Origin of the sequence: Paenibacillus sp. MCAF9, assembly GCF_052114265.1 — a bacterium.
GTDB lineage: Bacteria > Bacillota > Bacilli > Paenibacillales > Paenibacillaceae > Pristimantibacillus.
Genome location: NZ_JBFREL010000012.1, coordinates 61,641 through 77,768 on the forward strand (window position 1 = coordinate 61,641; position 16,128 = coordinate 77,768).

Sequence of the window (16,128 nt, forward strand, 5' to 3'; positions counted from 1 at the left end):
AACGCTTATGATTTGAATAAGTAGGTTTGCAGGATCGTGTACAACACATGATGAACACTTGTGCGAACTCCGTTTGCAATACCTGAAGGATCCTTCTTGTATGCTTCTTTCAACAATTTAACGTTTTTACTTGGCGTCATAATATCCAACATGAGGTCATTGCCTGCTACAACAGCATCCGGTGCTTTCATAAAACCAAAAACCGCATCGCTTGAAACAAAACCTTCGAAGCCCCATTCTTTGCGCAAAATATCATTTAGCAAGACGGAATTCGCTCCGGCCCACTTTGTTCCGATGATGGAGAAGCTGGACATTGCGCCTAGAGGGCTGCTTTCTTTCACCGTAATCTCAAACGGCTTCAAGTAGAGTTCGCGAATCGCTTGCTCATTAGCCCATATTAAATTGCCTGAACGAGCGTTTGTTTCTTGATCATTTAAAGCAAAATGCTTCATGAAGGCAATAATGCCTTGGTCTTCTGCACCATTTATCATAGAAGCTGCCATTTTTCCTGAAAGCACGGGATCTTCGGAGAAGTATTCAAAGTTGCGGCCGCCTTGTGCCGTACGGTGAATATTCATACCCGGTGCATACCAGCCTTGAATGCCATACGCACGCGCTTCTTTGCCGACAGCTTCTCCCATTCGATACGCCAAATCATTGTTCCATGTTGCTGCAATGACGATTTCAGACGGATATGATGCTGCTTCGATTGGCTTAAAGAAGTAGCTGAATCCAGCCGGTCCGTCCATCAACAGCGTTTTTGGAACGCCCAAACGGTCGATAGCCATCGTACGATAGGCGCCGTTTGCTACATAATCGATCATTTCATCCATGGTTAACTGATCCAAGAAGGTAGCCCATTTCGGATCATCAAAAGCTAAACCTTTCAGATCCTCCAATTTCAAGCCATTATCGGCACCAATCGTTGGCATTTCCATATTGGAAGCTTCCTTCTTTTTCGAGAAGGCATCGAGCACATATTCCGGTGCTTCATGACTAATATTCTCATCAGAAGGATACGTCTTCTTCCAATCATTACGCGACAAATAGGTGATTTCACCTTTTGCTAGGTCAAAACGATTCTCGTAAGCCGTTTTGGTATCCTTGTCTTCTTTATAGACCTTCTTCTGTGCCAGCTCAAGGTCATAGCTTGCTGCAATATCATGGACGTTGCGAGCTACTTTAATCGAATAGGTACCCGGATCTAATACATAAGCTTCTTCTACGTTCATATCATAAGAAGCCATCTCTTCGGCAGCAAACGAAAGCGTGAGCACTTCGGATTGACCAGCTTCCAGCAGAGACGTTTTTGCATAGGTCGCCAATTCAATTGCCGACTTTTCCGTGCCGCCTGCGATATATGGCGCTGAATAATAAACCTGCACCACATCTTTGCCGGCTCTGTCGCCAACATTTTTCACTTCAACTTGCAGTTCAATCTTCTCTTCCGATAAGGTTTGATTAAGAACCTTCCATTTGAAATCCGTATAGCTTAGCCCATGTCCATAAGGATATAACACCGTATCTTTATAGCCTGCTTCATCATTTAAAAAGTAGGTTTCATAGAACCGGTAGCCTACATAAATGCCTTCTTGATAATTGAGGAATGAATACTTCAAATTATCGTATTTGTAGTCTCCGAAGTTCACGCTTGCCGGAGAAGATGAATTGTCATAAACATACGTATCCGTAATACGACCCGATGGATTGACATTCCCTGCAAGAATATTACCTAATGCGTTTGCTCCGTAAGGTCCAGGCGTTCCAATCCACAATACAGATTTAATGGACTCGTATTCTTCTACGAAACCAAGCTCCAGCGCATTCCCTGCATTGACGACAATCGTCACATTTTTAAAGCTATTTGCAACCTTTTCAATCAAGGCACGCTTGTTTTCTGTTAATTTCAATTGTTCAGCAGTTGCATCGCTAGCTTCTGTACTCTCACTCGCAATAACAATGAGCGCATTTTCTGAATATGCTTTTGCTTGTTTGATTGCTTCATCAGTCAAGTAATCCATTTTTGGCTCATCACTTGAATTCATGCCCAGCATACCTTTAACAACCTGAACGATGCCCGTGCTTGCCTTGGCACCCACTCCCCCTTCTGCACCAACTTCTTGATACAGATCATAAAGCTCCGTATTGTAAGCGATGCCGGCATTTTCTAAGCCTTTAAAGAGATTAACCGCACGGGAAGTATCCCCCGCACCCGATCCGCCGCCGCCATAACGCAGCTCTAGTGCCGCTAATCCGAAGACGTTAACTTTTTTATCGTTCAACGGCAGCTGTTTATCTTCATTCTTCAATAGAACAATGCCTTCATTCGCGATTTCTTCAGCTATTTTCCCGCCATATTCACGTGCTGCAATTCCCTCAGGTGAATCGGTAACAGCCGTAATATGTTTTCCTGTCAGCGCATCGATGAGGCCAGAAGCAATGGGACCGAATTGTACAAATAATAATACGACAATAACTGCCACAATCGACCAGCCTGTAAAACGCCTTGGCCTGTTTTTGATTTTCTTGTAACGTTTCGCTTCTTTTTTCATCGCCCTGCGATCTTTGCGGTTTAAAGCTTTCAATTCCATTTTTCTTTGTTGCTTTTTCTCATGCTGTAATTGTTTATCATGATCTATTGCAGCCTTGCGTGCTGTTTCAGGCAGAGCCTTAATTTCTTGCTTTCTTTCTCGAAGCTTCGCTTTATCTTCCTTCACTTTTCGTACGAGTTCACTTTTATTTGCTTGTTTTTTCTTAAAATAGTCCCACACCGTGATCCCCTCCGGTTACATCTATCTTTTTTGCTTAATCTTAATATAGCGCTTACATTAAAACTATGAGGATCTTGTCGAAAAAAAAGCTAAATATTGCGATCCTCGGATTTTCCACGAAATCCAAAGCGCAACATTTAGCATTAATCGTTTGTTTTTTCTAGGTCAATCATAACGATTCCGAATAGGGCGACTTCGAATTCAAGTGTATGATTTCCCTTTATTTTCAGCTGTTCGACGCTTCTTGAAGGTCGATTAATCGCATTCCAATAGGCAATATCTTCAGAGGACAACTTTTTGCATTTCCTTAATTCGGATAGATCTAATCGTTGGTCTACCTGCTCAGGTGTTAATCGTTGCTTTATCAATCGGTAATTTCCTTCCAGGCTTGTAAGTTCAAGATTCACATAAACATACGGACTTTTTGCCTTATGCCAAACCAATTTGAATGGTTCCTGATTTTGATTGATCATCAGATGAAGCTCTTCCTCTGGATAAACGATTAAAATGCGGTAGTTTTCTTGCCGCTTGGTCACGATACAAGATTTATTTTGAAATACAAGCTCGTCAAACAGTCGGTTCACAAACTCTGTCGCATACCAGTTGTCCTTGTAACGACCATCCAGCGTACATAATGACAGTTTACTTGCCAGTTCATCTGGAAAATATTCAAACAGCTTTGCCGAATCGAGCGACAACGGGGAGAAGTAATGGCCTGCTATTTCATTTTGATTCCTCAGGCTTATGTACTGCCAAATATTCGCGCTCGCTTGCGCTAACTCCGAATAGGCGTGTAGATCATCATCCTGTTCGTAAATCTGCATACGGTCTAAAATACGGTCCTGAGCTTTCATATTCGTACTCGAACCAATGACCCGAATAAAGGCTTCATCGAACAAATAATTAAGCGCAGCCTCAAGCGGAATCTTGCGCATATGTGTCCAATCATCGATGCAATACACGGCATTACGACAATCCATATCAAGCGACACCGCATCTTCAGGCGGCATGGGAAAATGAATAACAACGTTCAGATAACCTTTAAATATCGAAATGGCATTTACTAGCGGCATGCACAGCTCTCGGCTATTCTGCTGTTCATAAAAGCAGCGAAACTCATACATCCAGTCCTGGCTTGTCCCGTAATTTTGCTGCAGATGGAGACTTAATTCGGTCAGTACCGTTTGAAATCCTTTTTTGTTAGGGAAACCTCGCTCCTCCCAATCATCGAAATCGATGGATTGGAATTGAAGGTAAGGCACCATACCGACAGATACAATCTGCTTCAACTTTCGATCCAGCTCTCTAAATGAACAAACAAGTTTACCTTCAATCAGCTGTATATCCACTTTTTTAAAAATATGGGCAACGGCTACCCACTTCACTCCGAGGCGCTGGCGTACTTCAAGCAAACGGCTATCCGTAAGCTCTCCCTTTATTTTCAGCACATGATTGACCTTTGAATGCCGGCCAATCGTTTTATGCAAATCTATTTTAACCTCGATACGATCGGGGGCTGAAGCTGAAGCAGTCGGCAGATCGCCTATAGGTACATAAGGTGATAGTAGCGCTACTACATCTTGAGACAGTGTTCCATCTGTATGATTCTGTACCGCTCGGTTTTGACGCTCCTCACGAAATTCAGCAGGCGTTAGATTATACCTCATTTTAAATGCCTCGTTAAATGAGCGTGCATTGGGAAAGCCACACTCAAAAGCAATCGTAACTATCTTGTTGTTCGTACTTTCCAGCATTCGAAAGCTATGAAATAACCGCACTTCTTTGATATAGTTTCCGATTGAAATGCCTAACTGCGTTTTAAAGGAATGCGCCAAGTAGTACTTGCTGCTATAGAACTTTTCAGCTATCTCATCCAGGCTAAGCTTCTCGGCATAATTGACATTGATATAGGATACAATTTCTTTCACTTTGTCCGAAGCAGCATGCGCTTGCTCCTTTTCATCTGCCGCCCCAAGATACCTGTAGAAAAGTCCGATTAATCGTTTCGAATACCCCTCAATCATGTAATCAGAACCGTCTCCGGGATAAATCATTTCAAGGTACAAATATGCCATACCCTTTTTCACAAGTTCATAGCCATCTTTTTTGTAAACCATCGATAATGGAATATTTAGCTTAAATGGCGGAAACTCCTCTTGATACTCACCCGTTAAGAATTTCACTGTGAGCGTCGAGTTCTCTTCACTGCCGATCACACGAACAATATCACCTTTATTCAGAACAAATATATCGCCAGTCCGAATCAAAATATCCGAACCGTTACGCATAATTTCCAGATAACCAGAAAGAACAAACCATGCCGTTAACTGCGTGATGAGCAGAAAATCCACTTCCTCAATCGTTTCGATTGCGGCTTGAACGATCTTATCAGGTCCATTTTCCTTCTTATTCAACATCAACAATCTCCTCTACAGATGTGAAGACTATATTGCTTTAGCTTAGTACAAGACAATGTATTTATCCCTATTTATTATAAACTATTCCTTCACTACTCCGATTGATAAAAACAGGCTAGGTGAACTTATAAAAACTTTCTGTTACTTTTTTGCCCAATTCTATAAAAAATATGGAAGAAAATTTCGATATTATGAATAGAAGAGTAAAGCTTGAATGAAAAAACGACATAGGAGCAGGTGTTTAAAGATGAAAATTTACGGATCTACCCCGCATGACTTGAATTTATATATTAACTCGAAACAACAAACCGATAAACCAGTCTTGGTTACAGGAACGATACCCGAGCTGTCGCATGACACCGATACAGTTGAAATAAGCCCGGCCGCCAGGCAGCTGGCGGCATCGGATATTGTGAACCATTCAGCTGTATATTTTGGAACCGTTCAAATCAATGATTCACTGAACCGCCTTCTTAAAGATCAGCCCTCAGAGGTGAAGGAAGCTGTTTACGGCATCATTCAATCCAATTTCATTACAGACGTGACCGATGAAGAGGAAAGAGCGGCATTATTAGAACTGGGACTCTCTCAAGCTAAGTATATCGCAGACAACTACTTAAAAGATGACGAAGCGGCAGAATTTATGAATACAATTCATCAAATCGGAGCCATATCCAAAACTAGAACCATAGACCCTGAAACGAAACAAATCCGCTACGAAACTCCGCCGCAAAGGCCTATTGGAGCTCCTGACGATTATATTAAATTGACCGATATGATGCAGAAATTTGAGCCGGAAACGCTGGACAAGCTGCAAACAGCTATTGTAAACGGAAAAGACTGGGGCAACATCTTGCGAACCTTCGCTGAGAAAGTATCGACTCGCAAGGATTGGGTGCAGGAATATAGAGAAGGAGCAGCCAACCCAATTGGGGATATCGCCGGTGAAAATAGATTTGAAAATGCCTCTACTGCTAGCTTAAATGAGTTTGTCAAAAATATTAGGGACATCATTGCTAATGCTGGATTTGAAAACACTAGGTTATTGACAGACAATATAGAGGCTTTTATGCGAACGTTGAAAAACCCGAATTCATAAGCTGCCTGGTTTCAACTACCCTTATCCAAAAATAAAATCGCCGTCTGGTTCCCGATAGGGAGCTTGAACGGCGACAATTTTAGAGTCATCACGTAAGTACTAGTTCTTTCAACTAAAAGCCGATATAACTTAGCAACGCTAGTCGGTCAAATTCTCCAGCAGCTCTCCAAGTTTATCAAGCAACTGCTCATTAGCTTCTATACAGATCGGCTTGGATTTTTCAAACTCTTCTTTTTCCTTGAAACGTTGACGGAAGGTGACTCTGGTGCTGCCTTCAATGCTCTCAAAGGTAGCCTTTATCCGAAATTCGTGACCGGACACATGATCAATTTGTCCAAGCTCGAAACACGAGCTCCCGCGGGAAATTGTATTCGCGAGTAGCCATAAGTTGATTTTCAACTATTGTCATGTTCCTACTCCCCGTCTACTGTTTTTCCAAGTGCGTCCAACATGATGTTTGTACCATGCTCCCGTATTTCTAGCGTATCGTGTCCGTCAAAGAATGCACCTTGCTCCGTGAAAATCAGCTTTGTACCGTCCTCCACTTTAATAAGCTCTATCGTTGTAATCGAGACGGAGATGCGTGTGCTTCCTGAATCCAGCGTGTACGTGTAAACAATGCGCTGCTCTGGAACAAGCTCCTGATAGTAGGCGTCAAAGGTAAAAACGGGTCCTTCCGGCGGCCCGCCACTGCTGTACTCACGCCCGCCGACCTGAAAATCGAAGATTTCTGGCTTCGAAAACCACTTCGCTTTGGCAATTGGATCGGCCCATGCGTGATAAACCCTCTCCGGCGAAGCTGCATAAGTCCGCTCGACGACAAAAGTTCCATGTTTGACAAATCGTTCGTTCATTGATTTTCCTCCTTATGTTCTGGACTTCCGCTCTCCTCGATTAGAAAGTCCCCTAATAGATTCAAATGTCGCTCCCAACTCGTTTGCCGTTCAATGACCGGTTTCTCGAATTCCATTTTCATCGCTTGCAGAAGGCTTGTGAAATCTTCAACCGTTAATTCCGCTTGACCTTGCATTAGCTTGGATACATGCCTGAGCTGCTCCAATAGTTTTTGCTGTCGTTTAATCTGTTCTTTGATTTGATTGATCTGCAGGTTGACGATCTCAAGCGGGCTGATCTGCCCGCCGCTTAAGGCCAGCTTAATCTCCTCGAGAGATAACCCCAGCTCCTTAAGCGATAATATCTGGTGCAAGCGTGATAAGTTCGATTCACTATATAGCCGGTGACCCGATTCCGTCTGGTCAGATGGCGATAACAAACCGATTTGATCATAAAAGCGCAGCGTTCTTACGGTCAGCCCCGTAAGATTGGCGAGGTCCCCGACTTTCCAATGTTTCTTCATTAACCATCTCCGATCTTTGGCGCTAGCTATATACCGGTAGCTCTATTGTAAAACATTACGTTACGTAAGGTGCAAGTGGAATTGTATCTCTCTCCCAATTTTTTTGCGTCGCTAATTTTGAACACAGGTTATTTTGTCTAATGGCGCAAACTCCGCCGCGGCGCTATTTTATGCAATTGTAATAAAAAAATACGCTTGGGGTTCCAAGCGCATTTTTGAGTTTTTTTAATTTTCTCCCTGCTTTAGACGAATATCGTCCCCGCTCGTTTCACTCGATTTACCGCTGACTTTCCTGTTGGTTCATCAAATAAAACAGATAATCGGTCGGGAACCCCTCATATCCTTGCTGTCTCAGCATCGCAGTCACATTGCCCCTATGATACGTCCCGTGGTTGACCACATGCTGCAGAATCTCAGAGAACCGCGTATTGAGACTACCGTACTTCGGATGCTCGATCGTCATCTCCTTGTCCGGGCCTGGCGTTCGCTGCAGCAAATCTCGGTACTGTTCGGCGACGCCGGCGAACAGCTGCCGTGTCTCGTCCACTGTTTTGCCTTGCGCTTGCTCCGCCCAGACCGACATCCTCGGAAAAATGTTCTCGTTCGGAACTCCCGCGAGCACGCATAGATAAAGCTGTTCGAACAAGTACATATGCCCGAACGTTTGTGACACGGACGGGAAAACGCTCGTTACTTCCGCATGGAACACTTCCTTCGGAAGCTGCTCTAGATGTCCGAATAAACGCTCGTTCGCCCAAACGTGATAATCGTACAATTGATGCGTTTGTTTAAGCATGGGTGAAACCACCTTCCTTTATTCATCGTCGTTCGGCTGCTGCAGTCTTTCCACTATCATACACCGGGTTTGCTGACAACTGTTGTCAGCGAAGTACAATCGGAATCGTCTGCATAATGTTTTGCAATTCCTATCGCTATTTCCTGAATGCGATATTTCAGATCCAGCGGCTCCCGAATGCGAATGGCCGTGCCGAACGTCATCAGATACATTGGAAGATACTTGTTCATTGTTGGGGTATCGAGCAGGAACTGCGCCTCCCGGTCGGTCCGTTCCGTCAAATAGTGGCGCATATGCCAGTGCCCGCAAACTGCGTTCAACGTGACCGGGTCCCCCTCGATGCGAATGACCGTCAACGGTCCGTCCGCTTCTCGTTCCCGCTTGGACTGGTCATGGAAATAGGCGGACGCTGAGAAGTGCTCCGGTTTTTCGAACCGCATATCGGTCGGCTCCAGCCGTGCGATACGATCCACGCGGAACGTCCGAGCCGCTTGCGACCGATGGCAGAACGCGACAGCGTACCATTCGTTTCGGACATAAGCCAGCCCGTAGGGATCGATGTTACGTTCGCCCGACTGTTCCGCATTTGGTTTACGATAGGTGATGCGCATTGTTTGTCCGTCATCCGCCGCCTGCTCCAGGTCTCGCAACAACGGAACGACGGAAGGCGGACGCGACAGAGCAATCACATCCATGCCGCTCGTCTGACGGGTCAGATCGTGAAGCTGATCATCGTGCAGCCCGTTCTCCACCTTCTTCAACGCGCTTTCCAGCTGTTCTGTATAGGGGTAGCCAGCGCCTTGCGTAAATTTAAACGCGTCTACAAGCGCCTTCAGCTCTAAGGGATTGAAAAACAATGGTGTCTCCTTGAAGCTTTCCATAATGCGAATGCCGCCGTCATGTCCAGGTTCCGCGACGACCGGCACTCCGCTGGCGCATAGTGCGTCGATATACCGGTACACGGTGCGAACGCTGATCTCCAAACTGTCTGCAATCTGCGCGGCGGTGAGCTTCCTTCCGGATCGCAGCATCCACAGCATAGACAGCATGTTATCCCATTTTGCCATAGTGGCAGCCTCTTTTCATCGCGTAATTGAACCTCATTTCACTTTGTAAAAACTAAATATTTCGTTCCTCATACTCAAAGGGTTCTTCGCAAGAGTACATTTCATGAAAAAACCCTTTGTACGGGATATCGTCTTCCAAACACTTTATAAGATACGACAGCTCCTCATCACACTTTGGTTCCTCACCGTTGTTCTGCATGACCTCGAATGCGTCAATAATATTTTCCAAGAGATTTACTTTGATAAATAAAGGCACCATTTCCAACATCGAATTTTCAATCTGGGCCTCGGATCTGTATCCCGCGAGGACTGTTTCAAAATAATCATCCATAAACTTTTTACGTTTACCGGCGTCTGGCTCAAATTGTATCCAGCCCACTCCGCTTGTCCAAAGGCCTGCCAAGTCAAACATATACCAACCGAAACATGAATTATCGAAATCATATACGGTTATTTGTCCGGTATCAAAATCGATGGAATAATTCCCATCGTTGTAATCAAAATGGAGAATTCCGAAAGTATCCTCGTTGCTGTCCAATCCTTTTAAGGTATTAAGGAGCTCTACCAGCTTTTCCTTAAGCAGAGATAAGGAGTCGGGGATCAATTTATCAATATATTCGGCATTGTATTTGTCAAAAAAACTATGCCGGCGATGGACAGGCATATACCCTTTCGATATTTGATGCAGTTTTCCCAGGACTTTGCCGCAATTGTAATAATATTCGGTAATTGGAGCTCCTTCTCGGTACTGATAATTATTTTCTACAAGCATTTTTCCTTTAGCCTTTTCAAACAGACAGACAAAAAAGGTATGGTTATTATGTCTGATCTCCTCCAGCAGATTCGCATTCCGGGAACTGATTACATTTGAGACACTTCCCCCATGCTCGAATAAATATCTAACATACTCAACTTCTCCCAGAAAATCTTCCCGGCTTCTGTCAGGTAAAAAAGCGATTCTAAGTATTTTTGCGTCGGCGCCCTCTTTCACACAGGTATATACGACATTCCTTCCTCCAGCATGTGCCGGAATCAGCTGAATTTCATAGCCTTCTAATCCGAACAGCTCCGATACTACTGTAAGCAAATAGGTATCACCGATTGAAACAACCTCGTTATAATTCATACAAGTTCCTTTCCGCACAAACATTTATTTTTTCTTACGCTATAAAAAGAACGTACCACAATAGCGGCACGCACAATGGACTTTTTTGATCATTTTACTCTGATGGGCGCAAACCATTCCATCTGACAGTACTCGCCATCGTATGCATCCGTGTTGATTTTTTCTACGAAAAATTCGCTATCCAGAAGCTCATATTTCCCTTCGTTCTCCTTTGCAAGCCTATCGATAGCATGATATAGCGCCTCTGCCCGCAGTTCACTAATCTCCTCATAATGATGGTTCCCTATATAACGAAAACCGACGCATAAGGAAGCAGGGACGGTGTCGCCTGAAAAACCGTCAGGAATATCATTCAGATTCTGTACGCGTATAGATGGTAGATAGTGCGTCCAACTAAATGATGGATCAAGTGTCTTTGTTAGACCATAATAAATATTGGGTTCTACTGGACTTGGCACTTTATGCCGATTGTTCCACCAAAACTGCTTAGCAGCCTCGGGCGCTTTTGTCGGCGCTTCAGCAATTTCAATTCGAAACATTTGCCCAATTAAATGAAACGATGGCATCATGACCATATTCGGCCCGTATACCAAGTTTCCGCAAACATTGTTTTTAGGAAACAGATGAAGAGGAGCTGTTATTTGAATGTTTTTCCCGGAATGTCTGCATTCGCCAGGCATAAGCCCATATTCGCGTTTAAACGCGCGTATGTAGGTTTGCTCATGTTCATAACCGCATTCGATTGCAATGTCGAGAATTCGTTTTTCGGAAAGCATCAAATTCTCCAAGCTGGCGGCAAGCTTTCGAGATCGGATATAGCTTTGTAGCGGCACGCCAAAAGCGAATTTGAATAGTCGACGCAAATGAACAATGGAAATTGGGAGATCGACCAGATATTCTGCCTCCCTAGTACCAGAAACATTTTCTTCTATTCGTGATAGAAGCTCAGACAAAAGCTTGTATAATTCCATGCAACACTCCTAGGATATTATTGTTCCTTATCATTAAAATACATAAGGACTATTAGCAAAATTATACCATGATATGGAAAACGTTGTTGTTTTCTGCATTTAAAAAAGGGGCTGTCTCAAAAGTCATTTTGCGATTTTTTGAGCACTACTTAGAACTTATTTTCATCGAGAAAAGGAACCTCAAGCTCCACTATACAGTGGAATTTGAAGTCCTTTCATTTGAAAATGGGGATGTTCCCCTGTCATGCAAAGACTTTTGCGGCAGCGCCTGCAGCAGCTTCATCTAAGTGCAGAAATGCACTTATTTAACCAAATCTTCTTCAAATCTGCTCAATTAGAGGTATTTGTACACCTATTTGCAACATTCCAATCTTGTTTGTTAAAAACAGGTGCACTTTTACACTTATTTACTCTCCACTTTTGGCTCGCGTACATTACAATCATACGACGATCATCGCTGATGCTGGATATGGTCAGTCTGAGTTATTATGCGCTACAAGCAGCAAGCAAGGGAAAAACTGAGCTGCGAGAAAGGATATTCGCTGTCGGTAAGACGAATGATTAAACCCGAAAGTGTTCTAGGGCAGATAAAGAATAACCAAGGATTCCGGCGTTTCTGCTTCGCAGCTTACCGAAGGTAAGTCTGGAGGTCGGGTGGCTTTCGCTTGCCCATAATCCTATGAAGCAAACAACCATAGACCAGAATAGAAAAATAGCAGTACAGGAATAGCTCTCCTGTACTGCTATATATTTACCAATACACCCGTTCAAAGCGAGCTATTCCTCAGCGAGCTTGATGCTTATGGGACAGCCCCTAGACATTCTTATTACGATTCGAGCTTACTGGCCTCAAGCCCTATACAGTCCAAATTTTCGCTGTTGCCTATTTAATATTCTTTTTTTATTACAAAAAATGAACCTCTGATTGTTCCAGCTAGTTTAGACTTCTGCCTCGCAAACTTAAACTTTTCTTCTAACTCCTTTGGTATCTCCATCCCCTCGGAAAGCTTAAAGCCAACGGCCCGCTTCTTAGCGTCATCGACCGTATACATGACATTGATTCCAAGACCGTCTTCATAAAAGACGTAAGCAAATTTAATATTCTCCACTTGAAAACGCGACGTTTCTAAAGGCTTGGCCGCAAACGCAATATCACGCTCTTTCAAAACTTGGTTCACATAATCAAGTGTATCCTGACTTTCGCTAGCTGGCACAACCGTAAATTCATGTTTGTATTTATTCATAAAGTAACGGGCTTCATTAGCGCGCAAACCAGCAAGCGCTTCTGCTACAGGTGAAGACTCTAAACCAACCGTAGACACATTTTTAAAATCAACGATATAAGACATGTCCATCACTCCTTTTATTACATTATTTCCAACAAAACTTGTCATTATTTATAATATCATTCCTTATCCCCACCATTCTACCACGCAAAGCGGAGAAAACAGAAATGATATGCGGTGCGGGTTCAAAAGCCTTCTTTACCTGCTTCGGTTCATAAATATGGACGAATCGTCACTTATGCTGATCACTAATTTAACTTAGAATTACCGTATAAGTCTGAAAAAGGCTGTGATTATAATGTTAATTAAAAGAGACAAATGGTTGCAATATCGCATCTTTCGCAGCAGGTCCTCTCTCGCCGGACGGTTGCCACAAACACAGTTGCTTAAGAAGAACACCTTATCGAAAATGCTGCTTCAATATCAAAGCGTCGTACTGAAACCTCGCAACGGGAGTTACGGAAGGGATATCGTGTTCATCAAATGGAACGGTACGAATGCCTATCGTATTCATAACGAACAGAATGCAGTTACCATGAGAGACACTGATAAAATACTCAAATGGCTCCGTAAAAAAAACAGTGCTCATGGATATATTGTCCAAAGACGTCTGCAACTTGCTCAAATAGGGCACAAGCCATTCGACATTCGCATAATAACTCAGCGGAAAAAAGGCTCTTTATCCCCCTGGAACGTGACAGGCTCATACGCAAAAGTAGCGGCGCAAGGATATTTAGTCACAAATGTGACTAGCCGCACCATTCCAGTGCTTGAGGCGCTAAAATTAGCCCGAATCGGAGATCGGAGCTTGCTTGTCAAAGCGGAACGGATCGCACTATTGGCTGCCAAAAGACTTGGAGAGCGTTACCCCAAGCTTAGACAAGTCGGGTTCGATATAGGCATCGACAGAAAGCATCGAATTTGGATCATTGAAGGCAATTATCAACCGGACTTGCGCCCTTTCCGGCTCTTGAAAGATTCCTCAATGCAGCGCAGAATATCATGGTATAAGAAACATTAGAGCGAAAAAAAGACGACCAGCCTTTTATCCTTGGCTTGTCGTCTTTTCATTTTTATAACCTATACTTGATCATGCCCCGTTTGGGATTTTACTTGCGTCTACTTGTACTTACAACACGCGTCACTTGGAACTTATTTACCCCTACCTGTATAATGGCAAACTTGCTGAAAGAAGTGCCGGAAGAAGTATACGGTTCCGCCTCAATATTTCCACTCGGTGTTCTAACCGTTGCGGTGATTCTAGTCACCAAGCAAACTCCACGGCTAGAAGCTGTCCAAGTCTCGTCACGCTGAACCGCATAATTGTCGTCACTACAAAAGATGGATGCATATTCAACTTTTCCAAACGCATTAAACGATGTGGAGTTAAATATCTGAACAGGGTCGTAACCCGTAGGTCTTCTATTTCCCATTTCCAAAACCTCCTTGATATTGGTATCGTTCATTAAATGCAAATTAATAGATTTTGGTAAGGTATAAATGTGGACAAGGAAAAAAAGCACGTTTGTCCAATGGTCGCGAGGATACGGCAGCATATGATGATGCACCTCAAACAAAAAAAGAACCACCCTCGTAGTTAAACAGGTGGTTCGACACTATAGGTTTAAAACAGCTAGCGCTATTACTATACTTCTCTTAATCACCACTCATAAAAGTTTTCCTCGACCAGCAACTCAAATGAATCCGCTACTAACTTAATCTCCCCGGTATCGTGATAACAGATGTGTACCTTTCCTAACCGATCGATGATAATCGGGTCGCCGGAACCATCCATAGAAATGACATAACTAGTTCGTAAAACCTCTGCGCAGGGAAGCTCCTTGAATTGCTCTCGGAACTCCAGTGTCAAATCAATAACCGTTTCATTTCCGAGACTAGAGCCATTAGAGAATGCATGTACCGCAAGACCTGCATATGCTCCGCCAAACGTCCTTATAAAATGTACGTAATCTTCATGAAAGCTTACATTCAGCCGTTGCTGTGCCTTAGCAATTTCCTCTTGGGTCGCCGGAATGCCTACTAGTGTGCTATTATCCTCCAGATGAAGGAAATTCTTTAATCTCTCCATTAACGCATCCTTCATAAGTTAATCTCCTTTGTACACTTTCTCCTCTACTAATGTGACTAATAGCTATAACTCTCCCTCAAGAAACTTAATGAGGTACATTTCAGGCTGCACGAGAAACTCTGTAAAGCTGCACAAATCCGCATACTCCTGGTGCTCCACGTCATAACAGCCTACCAAGCCTTTTTTCTTCGGATTCCATACTAGCTGCAGATCAGAGCAATTGTCGATATCGGCTGACAGACGCAACAGCTTTTGCCTGCCAACTTTCATCTCGATCGTATCAGTTAATGTAAAAAAATCGATATACCCGATTTTATATTCATTTTGCGCAAGCTCAAGGCGCAGCTTGTCTCCAATTAGAAAGCTGACCAGTTCATCGGTCAGTTTATATTTTTTTAGCTCAAACTTTTTATTTTCCATATTATGAAGCTCTGCCGGCTCCAGCGATTTCAAATAGTCAGCCAAGATTGTATTCTTATTGCTGACCGCAATCGTATACGGGCGCTCGCCGTCCTTTTCCGCAAAAGTCACGTCCGCACCGCGTTCGATCAAAAATTTGACCATGGCCAGATTACCCATGCGCGCGGCAACGGTTAACGGAGTCGCTTGATAAGGATAGACCATATCCGGTTTATTATAGTTGATGTCCACCCCATGATCGAGCAAATAGGTGAGTGTCTTATAGTCATGATCCGATACAGCTTGACGCAATACAGCACCGCCATGCAACTTTATATCTAATCCCAGCTCATGAATGAGCCGGATATTGTTTTTGTTGCCATAGTAGGCCTGTGAATACGCGCCAGACCCGATTTGATTGGGCTTGTCCAGCTTGGCTCCTTGCGCTGCAATGTAGCGAATGATGTCTTCCTTGCAATAGCGAACTGCTCGCAAAAAGGCCGGATTATGATTGACATTCAGGTTGATCCCATGCGCTACCAGCAGCTTTACAACATCCATTTGCTGCAATATAAGCGCCAGATCAAGCGGACTTAACGTGGTATGCTTGCTAAGTATGATGCCAGCTTCAATATCCCAGCCTGCTGTAATAGCAGCCTGCAAAGCAGGAATATTTCCTTTGTATATGTGCATCGCAATTTCCGGCAGATCCTCGAACTTCCCAATATCTTTTAGATTTATCATTCATTA

The 16,128-nt window shown here is 43.6% G+C and carries 16 protein-coding genes and 1 pseudogene; 4 read left to right on the top strand and 13 right to left on the bottom strand.

Translation table 11 applies throughout. The features are described from left to right. Window positions 1-5 precede the first annotated feature (5 nt). Window positions 6-2,771, bottom strand: a complete 2,766-nt coding sequence (locus AB4Z45_RS19115) for a glycoside hydrolase family 3 N-terminal domain-containing protein (protein WP_441910906.1) — start codon at window positions 2,769-2,771, stop codon at window positions 6-8. Window positions 2,772-2,914: 143 nt separating this feature from the next. Further along, window positions 2,915-5,188, bottom strand: coding sequence for a helix-turn-helix transcriptional regulator (locus AB4Z45_RS19120; RefSeq protein WP_441910908.1), 2,274 nt, complete (start codon window positions 5,186-5,188; stop codon window positions 2,915-2,917). Between the two features lie 247 nt (window positions 5,189-5,435). Here AB4Z45_RS19120 and AB4Z45_RS19125 point away from each other — a divergent pair, with 247 nt between their 5' ends. After that, window positions 5,436-6,287: a hypothetical protein gene (locus tag AB4Z45_RS19125; RefSeq protein WP_441910910.1), complete on the top strand. Its 852-nt coding sequence runs from the start codon at window positions 5,436-5,438 to the stop codon at window positions 6,285-6,287. A gap of 138 nt (window positions 6,288-6,425) precedes the next feature. On the opposite strand, the gene AB4Z45_RS19130 is transcribed toward AB4Z45_RS19125, so the two are convergent. The 7 genes from AB4Z45_RS19130 to AB4Z45_RS19160 form a co-directional block, all read right to left on the bottom strand. Further along, a complete protein-coding gene (locus tag AB4Z45_RS19130; RefSeq protein ID WP_441910911.1) occupies window positions 6,426-6,686 on the bottom strand; it encodes an SRPBCC domain-containing protein in 261 nt (86 codons plus the stop codon). A gap of 14 nt (window positions 6,687-6,700) precedes the next feature. Continuing rightward, window positions 6,701-7,141 carry an SRPBCC family protein gene (locus AB4Z45_RS19135; protein ID WP_430056348.1) on the bottom strand — a complete coding sequence of 147 codons (441 nt, stop codon included), beginning with the start codon at window positions 7,139-7,141 and terminating at the stop codon, window positions 6,701-6,703. Further along, on the bottom strand, window positions 7,138-7,644 hold the full coding sequence (locus AB4Z45_RS19140) for a MerR family transcriptional regulator (RefSeq protein ID WP_076266528.1): 507 nt from the start codon (window positions 7,642-7,644) through the stop codon (window positions 7,138-7,140). The genes AB4Z45_RS19135 and AB4Z45_RS19140 overlap by 4 nt, the downstream gene beginning before the upstream one ends. A 277-nt stretch (window positions 7,645-7,921) precedes the next feature. Further along, complete coding sequence (locus tag AB4Z45_RS19145; RefSeq protein ID WP_441910913.1) at window positions 7,922-8,440, bottom strand: DinB family protein; 519 nt, start codon at window positions 8,438-8,440, stop codon at window positions 7,922-7,924. A 56-nt stretch (window positions 8,441-8,496) separates the two neighbouring features. Next, window positions 8,497-9,507 (bottom strand): helix-turn-helix transcriptional regulator, encoded by a 1,011-nt coding sequence (locus AB4Z45_RS19150; RefSeq protein WP_441910914.1) that lies wholly within the window; start codon window positions 9,505-9,507, stop codon window positions 8,497-8,499. A 52-nt stretch (window positions 9,508-9,559) separates the two neighbouring features. Beyond that, complete coding sequence (locus AB4Z45_RS19155) at window positions 9,560-10,633, bottom strand: phosphotransferase enzyme family protein (protein WP_441910916.1); 1,074 nt, start codon at window positions 10,631-10,633, stop codon at window positions 9,560-9,562. A gap of 89 nt (window positions 10,634-10,722) precedes the next feature. Continuing rightward, entirely contained in the window at window positions 10,723-11,604 is an 882-nt protein-coding gene (locus AB4Z45_RS19160; RefSeq protein ID WP_441910917.1) for a helix-turn-helix domain-containing protein, read from the bottom strand. A gap of 244 nt (window positions 11,605-11,848) precedes the next feature. On the opposite strand from AB4Z45_RS19160, the gene AB4Z45_RS19165 reads away from it, so the two are divergent. Both AB4Z45_RS19165 and AB4Z45_RS19170 read left to right on the top strand, forming a co-directional pair. Next, on the top strand, window positions 11,849-12,169 hold the full coding sequence (locus AB4Z45_RS19165) for a hypothetical protein (protein WP_441911002.1): 321 nt from the start codon (window positions 11,849-11,851) through the stop codon (window positions 12,167-12,169). Beyond that, window positions 12,093-12,334 (top strand): annotated as a pseudogene (locus AB4Z45_RS19170) (transposase); the annotation flags it as partial. The gene AB4Z45_RS19165 and the pseudogene AB4Z45_RS19170, both read left to right, overlap by 77 nt. 157 nt (window positions 12,335-12,491) lie before the next feature. Here the strand turns inward: AB4Z45_RS19170 and AB4Z45_RS19175 are convergent. After that, the gene (locus AB4Z45_RS19175; protein WP_441910918.1) at window positions 12,492-12,953 is read right to left on the bottom strand and encodes a phage tail protein; all 462 of its coding nucleotides are present in this window, start codon (window positions 12,951-12,953) and stop codon (window positions 12,492-12,494) included. 235 nt (window positions 12,954-13,188) lie between these two features. On the opposite strand from AB4Z45_RS19175, the gene AB4Z45_RS19180 reads away from it, so the two are divergent. Next, complete coding sequence (locus tag AB4Z45_RS19180) at window positions 13,189-13,911, top strand: YheC/YheD family protein (protein ID WP_441910920.1); 723 nt, start codon at window positions 13,189-13,191, stop codon at window positions 13,909-13,911. A gap of 88 nt (window positions 13,912-13,999) precedes the next feature. Here AB4Z45_RS19180 and AB4Z45_RS19185 read toward each other — a convergent pair whose 3' ends face one another. The 3 genes from AB4Z45_RS19185 to AB4Z45_RS19195 all read right to left on the bottom strand — a co-directional run bounded on the left by AB4Z45_RS19185 (window position 14,000) and on the right by AB4Z45_RS19195 (window position 16,122). Then, on the bottom strand, window positions 14,000-14,323 hold the full coding sequence (locus tag AB4Z45_RS19185) for a hypothetical protein (RefSeq protein WP_076266536.1): 324 nt from the start codon (window positions 14,321-14,323) through the stop codon (window positions 14,000-14,002). 227 nt (window positions 14,324-14,550) lie between these two features. Then, the gene (locus AB4Z45_RS19190; RefSeq protein WP_441910921.1) at window positions 14,551-14,994 is read right to left on the bottom strand and encodes an SMI1/KNR4 family protein; all 444 of its coding nucleotides are present in this window, start codon (window positions 14,992-14,994) and stop codon (window positions 14,551-14,553) included. 48 nt (window positions 14,995-15,042) lie between these two features. Continuing rightward, on the bottom strand, window positions 15,043-16,122 hold the full coding sequence (locus tag AB4Z45_RS19195) for an ankyrin repeat domain-containing protein (protein WP_441910923.1): 1,080 nt from the start codon (window positions 16,120-16,122) through the stop codon (window positions 15,043-15,045). Window positions 16,123-16,128: the final 6 nt, after the last annotated feature.

Coding starts and splice junctions, on each gene's coding strand:
- AB4Z45_RS19120 (WP_441910908.1), bottom strand. CDS start 5,188: ATGTTGAATAAGAAGGAAAATGGACCTGATAAGATCGTTCAAGCCGCA.
- AB4Z45_RS19125 (WP_441910910.1), top strand. CDS start 5,436: ATGAAAATTTACGGATCTACCCCGCATGACTTGAATTTATATATTAAC.
- AB4Z45_RS19135 (WP_430056348.1), bottom strand. CDS start 7,141: ATGAACGAACGATTTGTCAAACATGGAACTTTTGTCGTCGAGCGGACT.
- AB4Z45_RS19140 (WP_076266528.1), bottom strand. CDS start 7,644: ATGAAGAAACATTGGAAAGTCGGGGACCTCGCCAATCTTACGGGGCTG.
- AB4Z45_RS19145 (WP_441910913.1), bottom strand. CDS start 8,440: ATGCTTAAACAAACGCATCAATTGTACGATTATCACGTTTGGGCGAAC.
- AB4Z45_RS19150 (WP_441910914.1), bottom strand. CDS start 9,507: ATGGCAAAATGGGATAACATGCTGTCTATGCTGTGGATGCTGCGATCC.
- AB4Z45_RS19155 (WP_441910916.1), bottom strand. CDS start 10,633: ATGAATTATAACGAGGTTGTTTCAATCGGTGATACCTATTTGCTTACA.
- AB4Z45_RS19160 (WP_441910917.1), bottom strand. CDS start 11,604: ATGGAATTATACAAGCTTTTGTCTGAGCTTCTATCACGAATAGAAGAA.
- AB4Z45_RS19165 (WP_441911002.1), top strand. CDS start 11,849: ATGCAAAGACTTTTGCGGCAGCGCCTGCAGCAGCTTCATCTAAGTGCA.
- AB4Z45_RS19175 (WP_441910918.1), bottom strand. CDS start 12,953: ATGTCTTATATCGTTGATTTTAAAAATGTGTCTACGGTTGGTTTAGAG.
- AB4Z45_RS19180 (WP_441910920.1), top strand. CDS start 13,189: ATGTTAATTAAAAGAGACAAATGGTTGCAATATCGCATCTTTCGCAGC.
- AB4Z45_RS19185 (WP_076266536.1), bottom strand. CDS start 14,323: ATGGGAAATAGAAGACCTACGGGTTACGACCCTGTTCAGATATTTAAC.
- AB4Z45_RS19190 (WP_441910921.1), bottom strand. CDS start 14,994: ATGAAGGATGCGTTAATGGAGAGATTAAAGAATTTCCTTCATCTGGAG.
- AB4Z45_RS19195 (WP_441910923.1), bottom strand. CDS start 16,122: ATGATAAATCTAAAAGATATTGGGAAGTTCGAGGATCTGCCGGAAATT.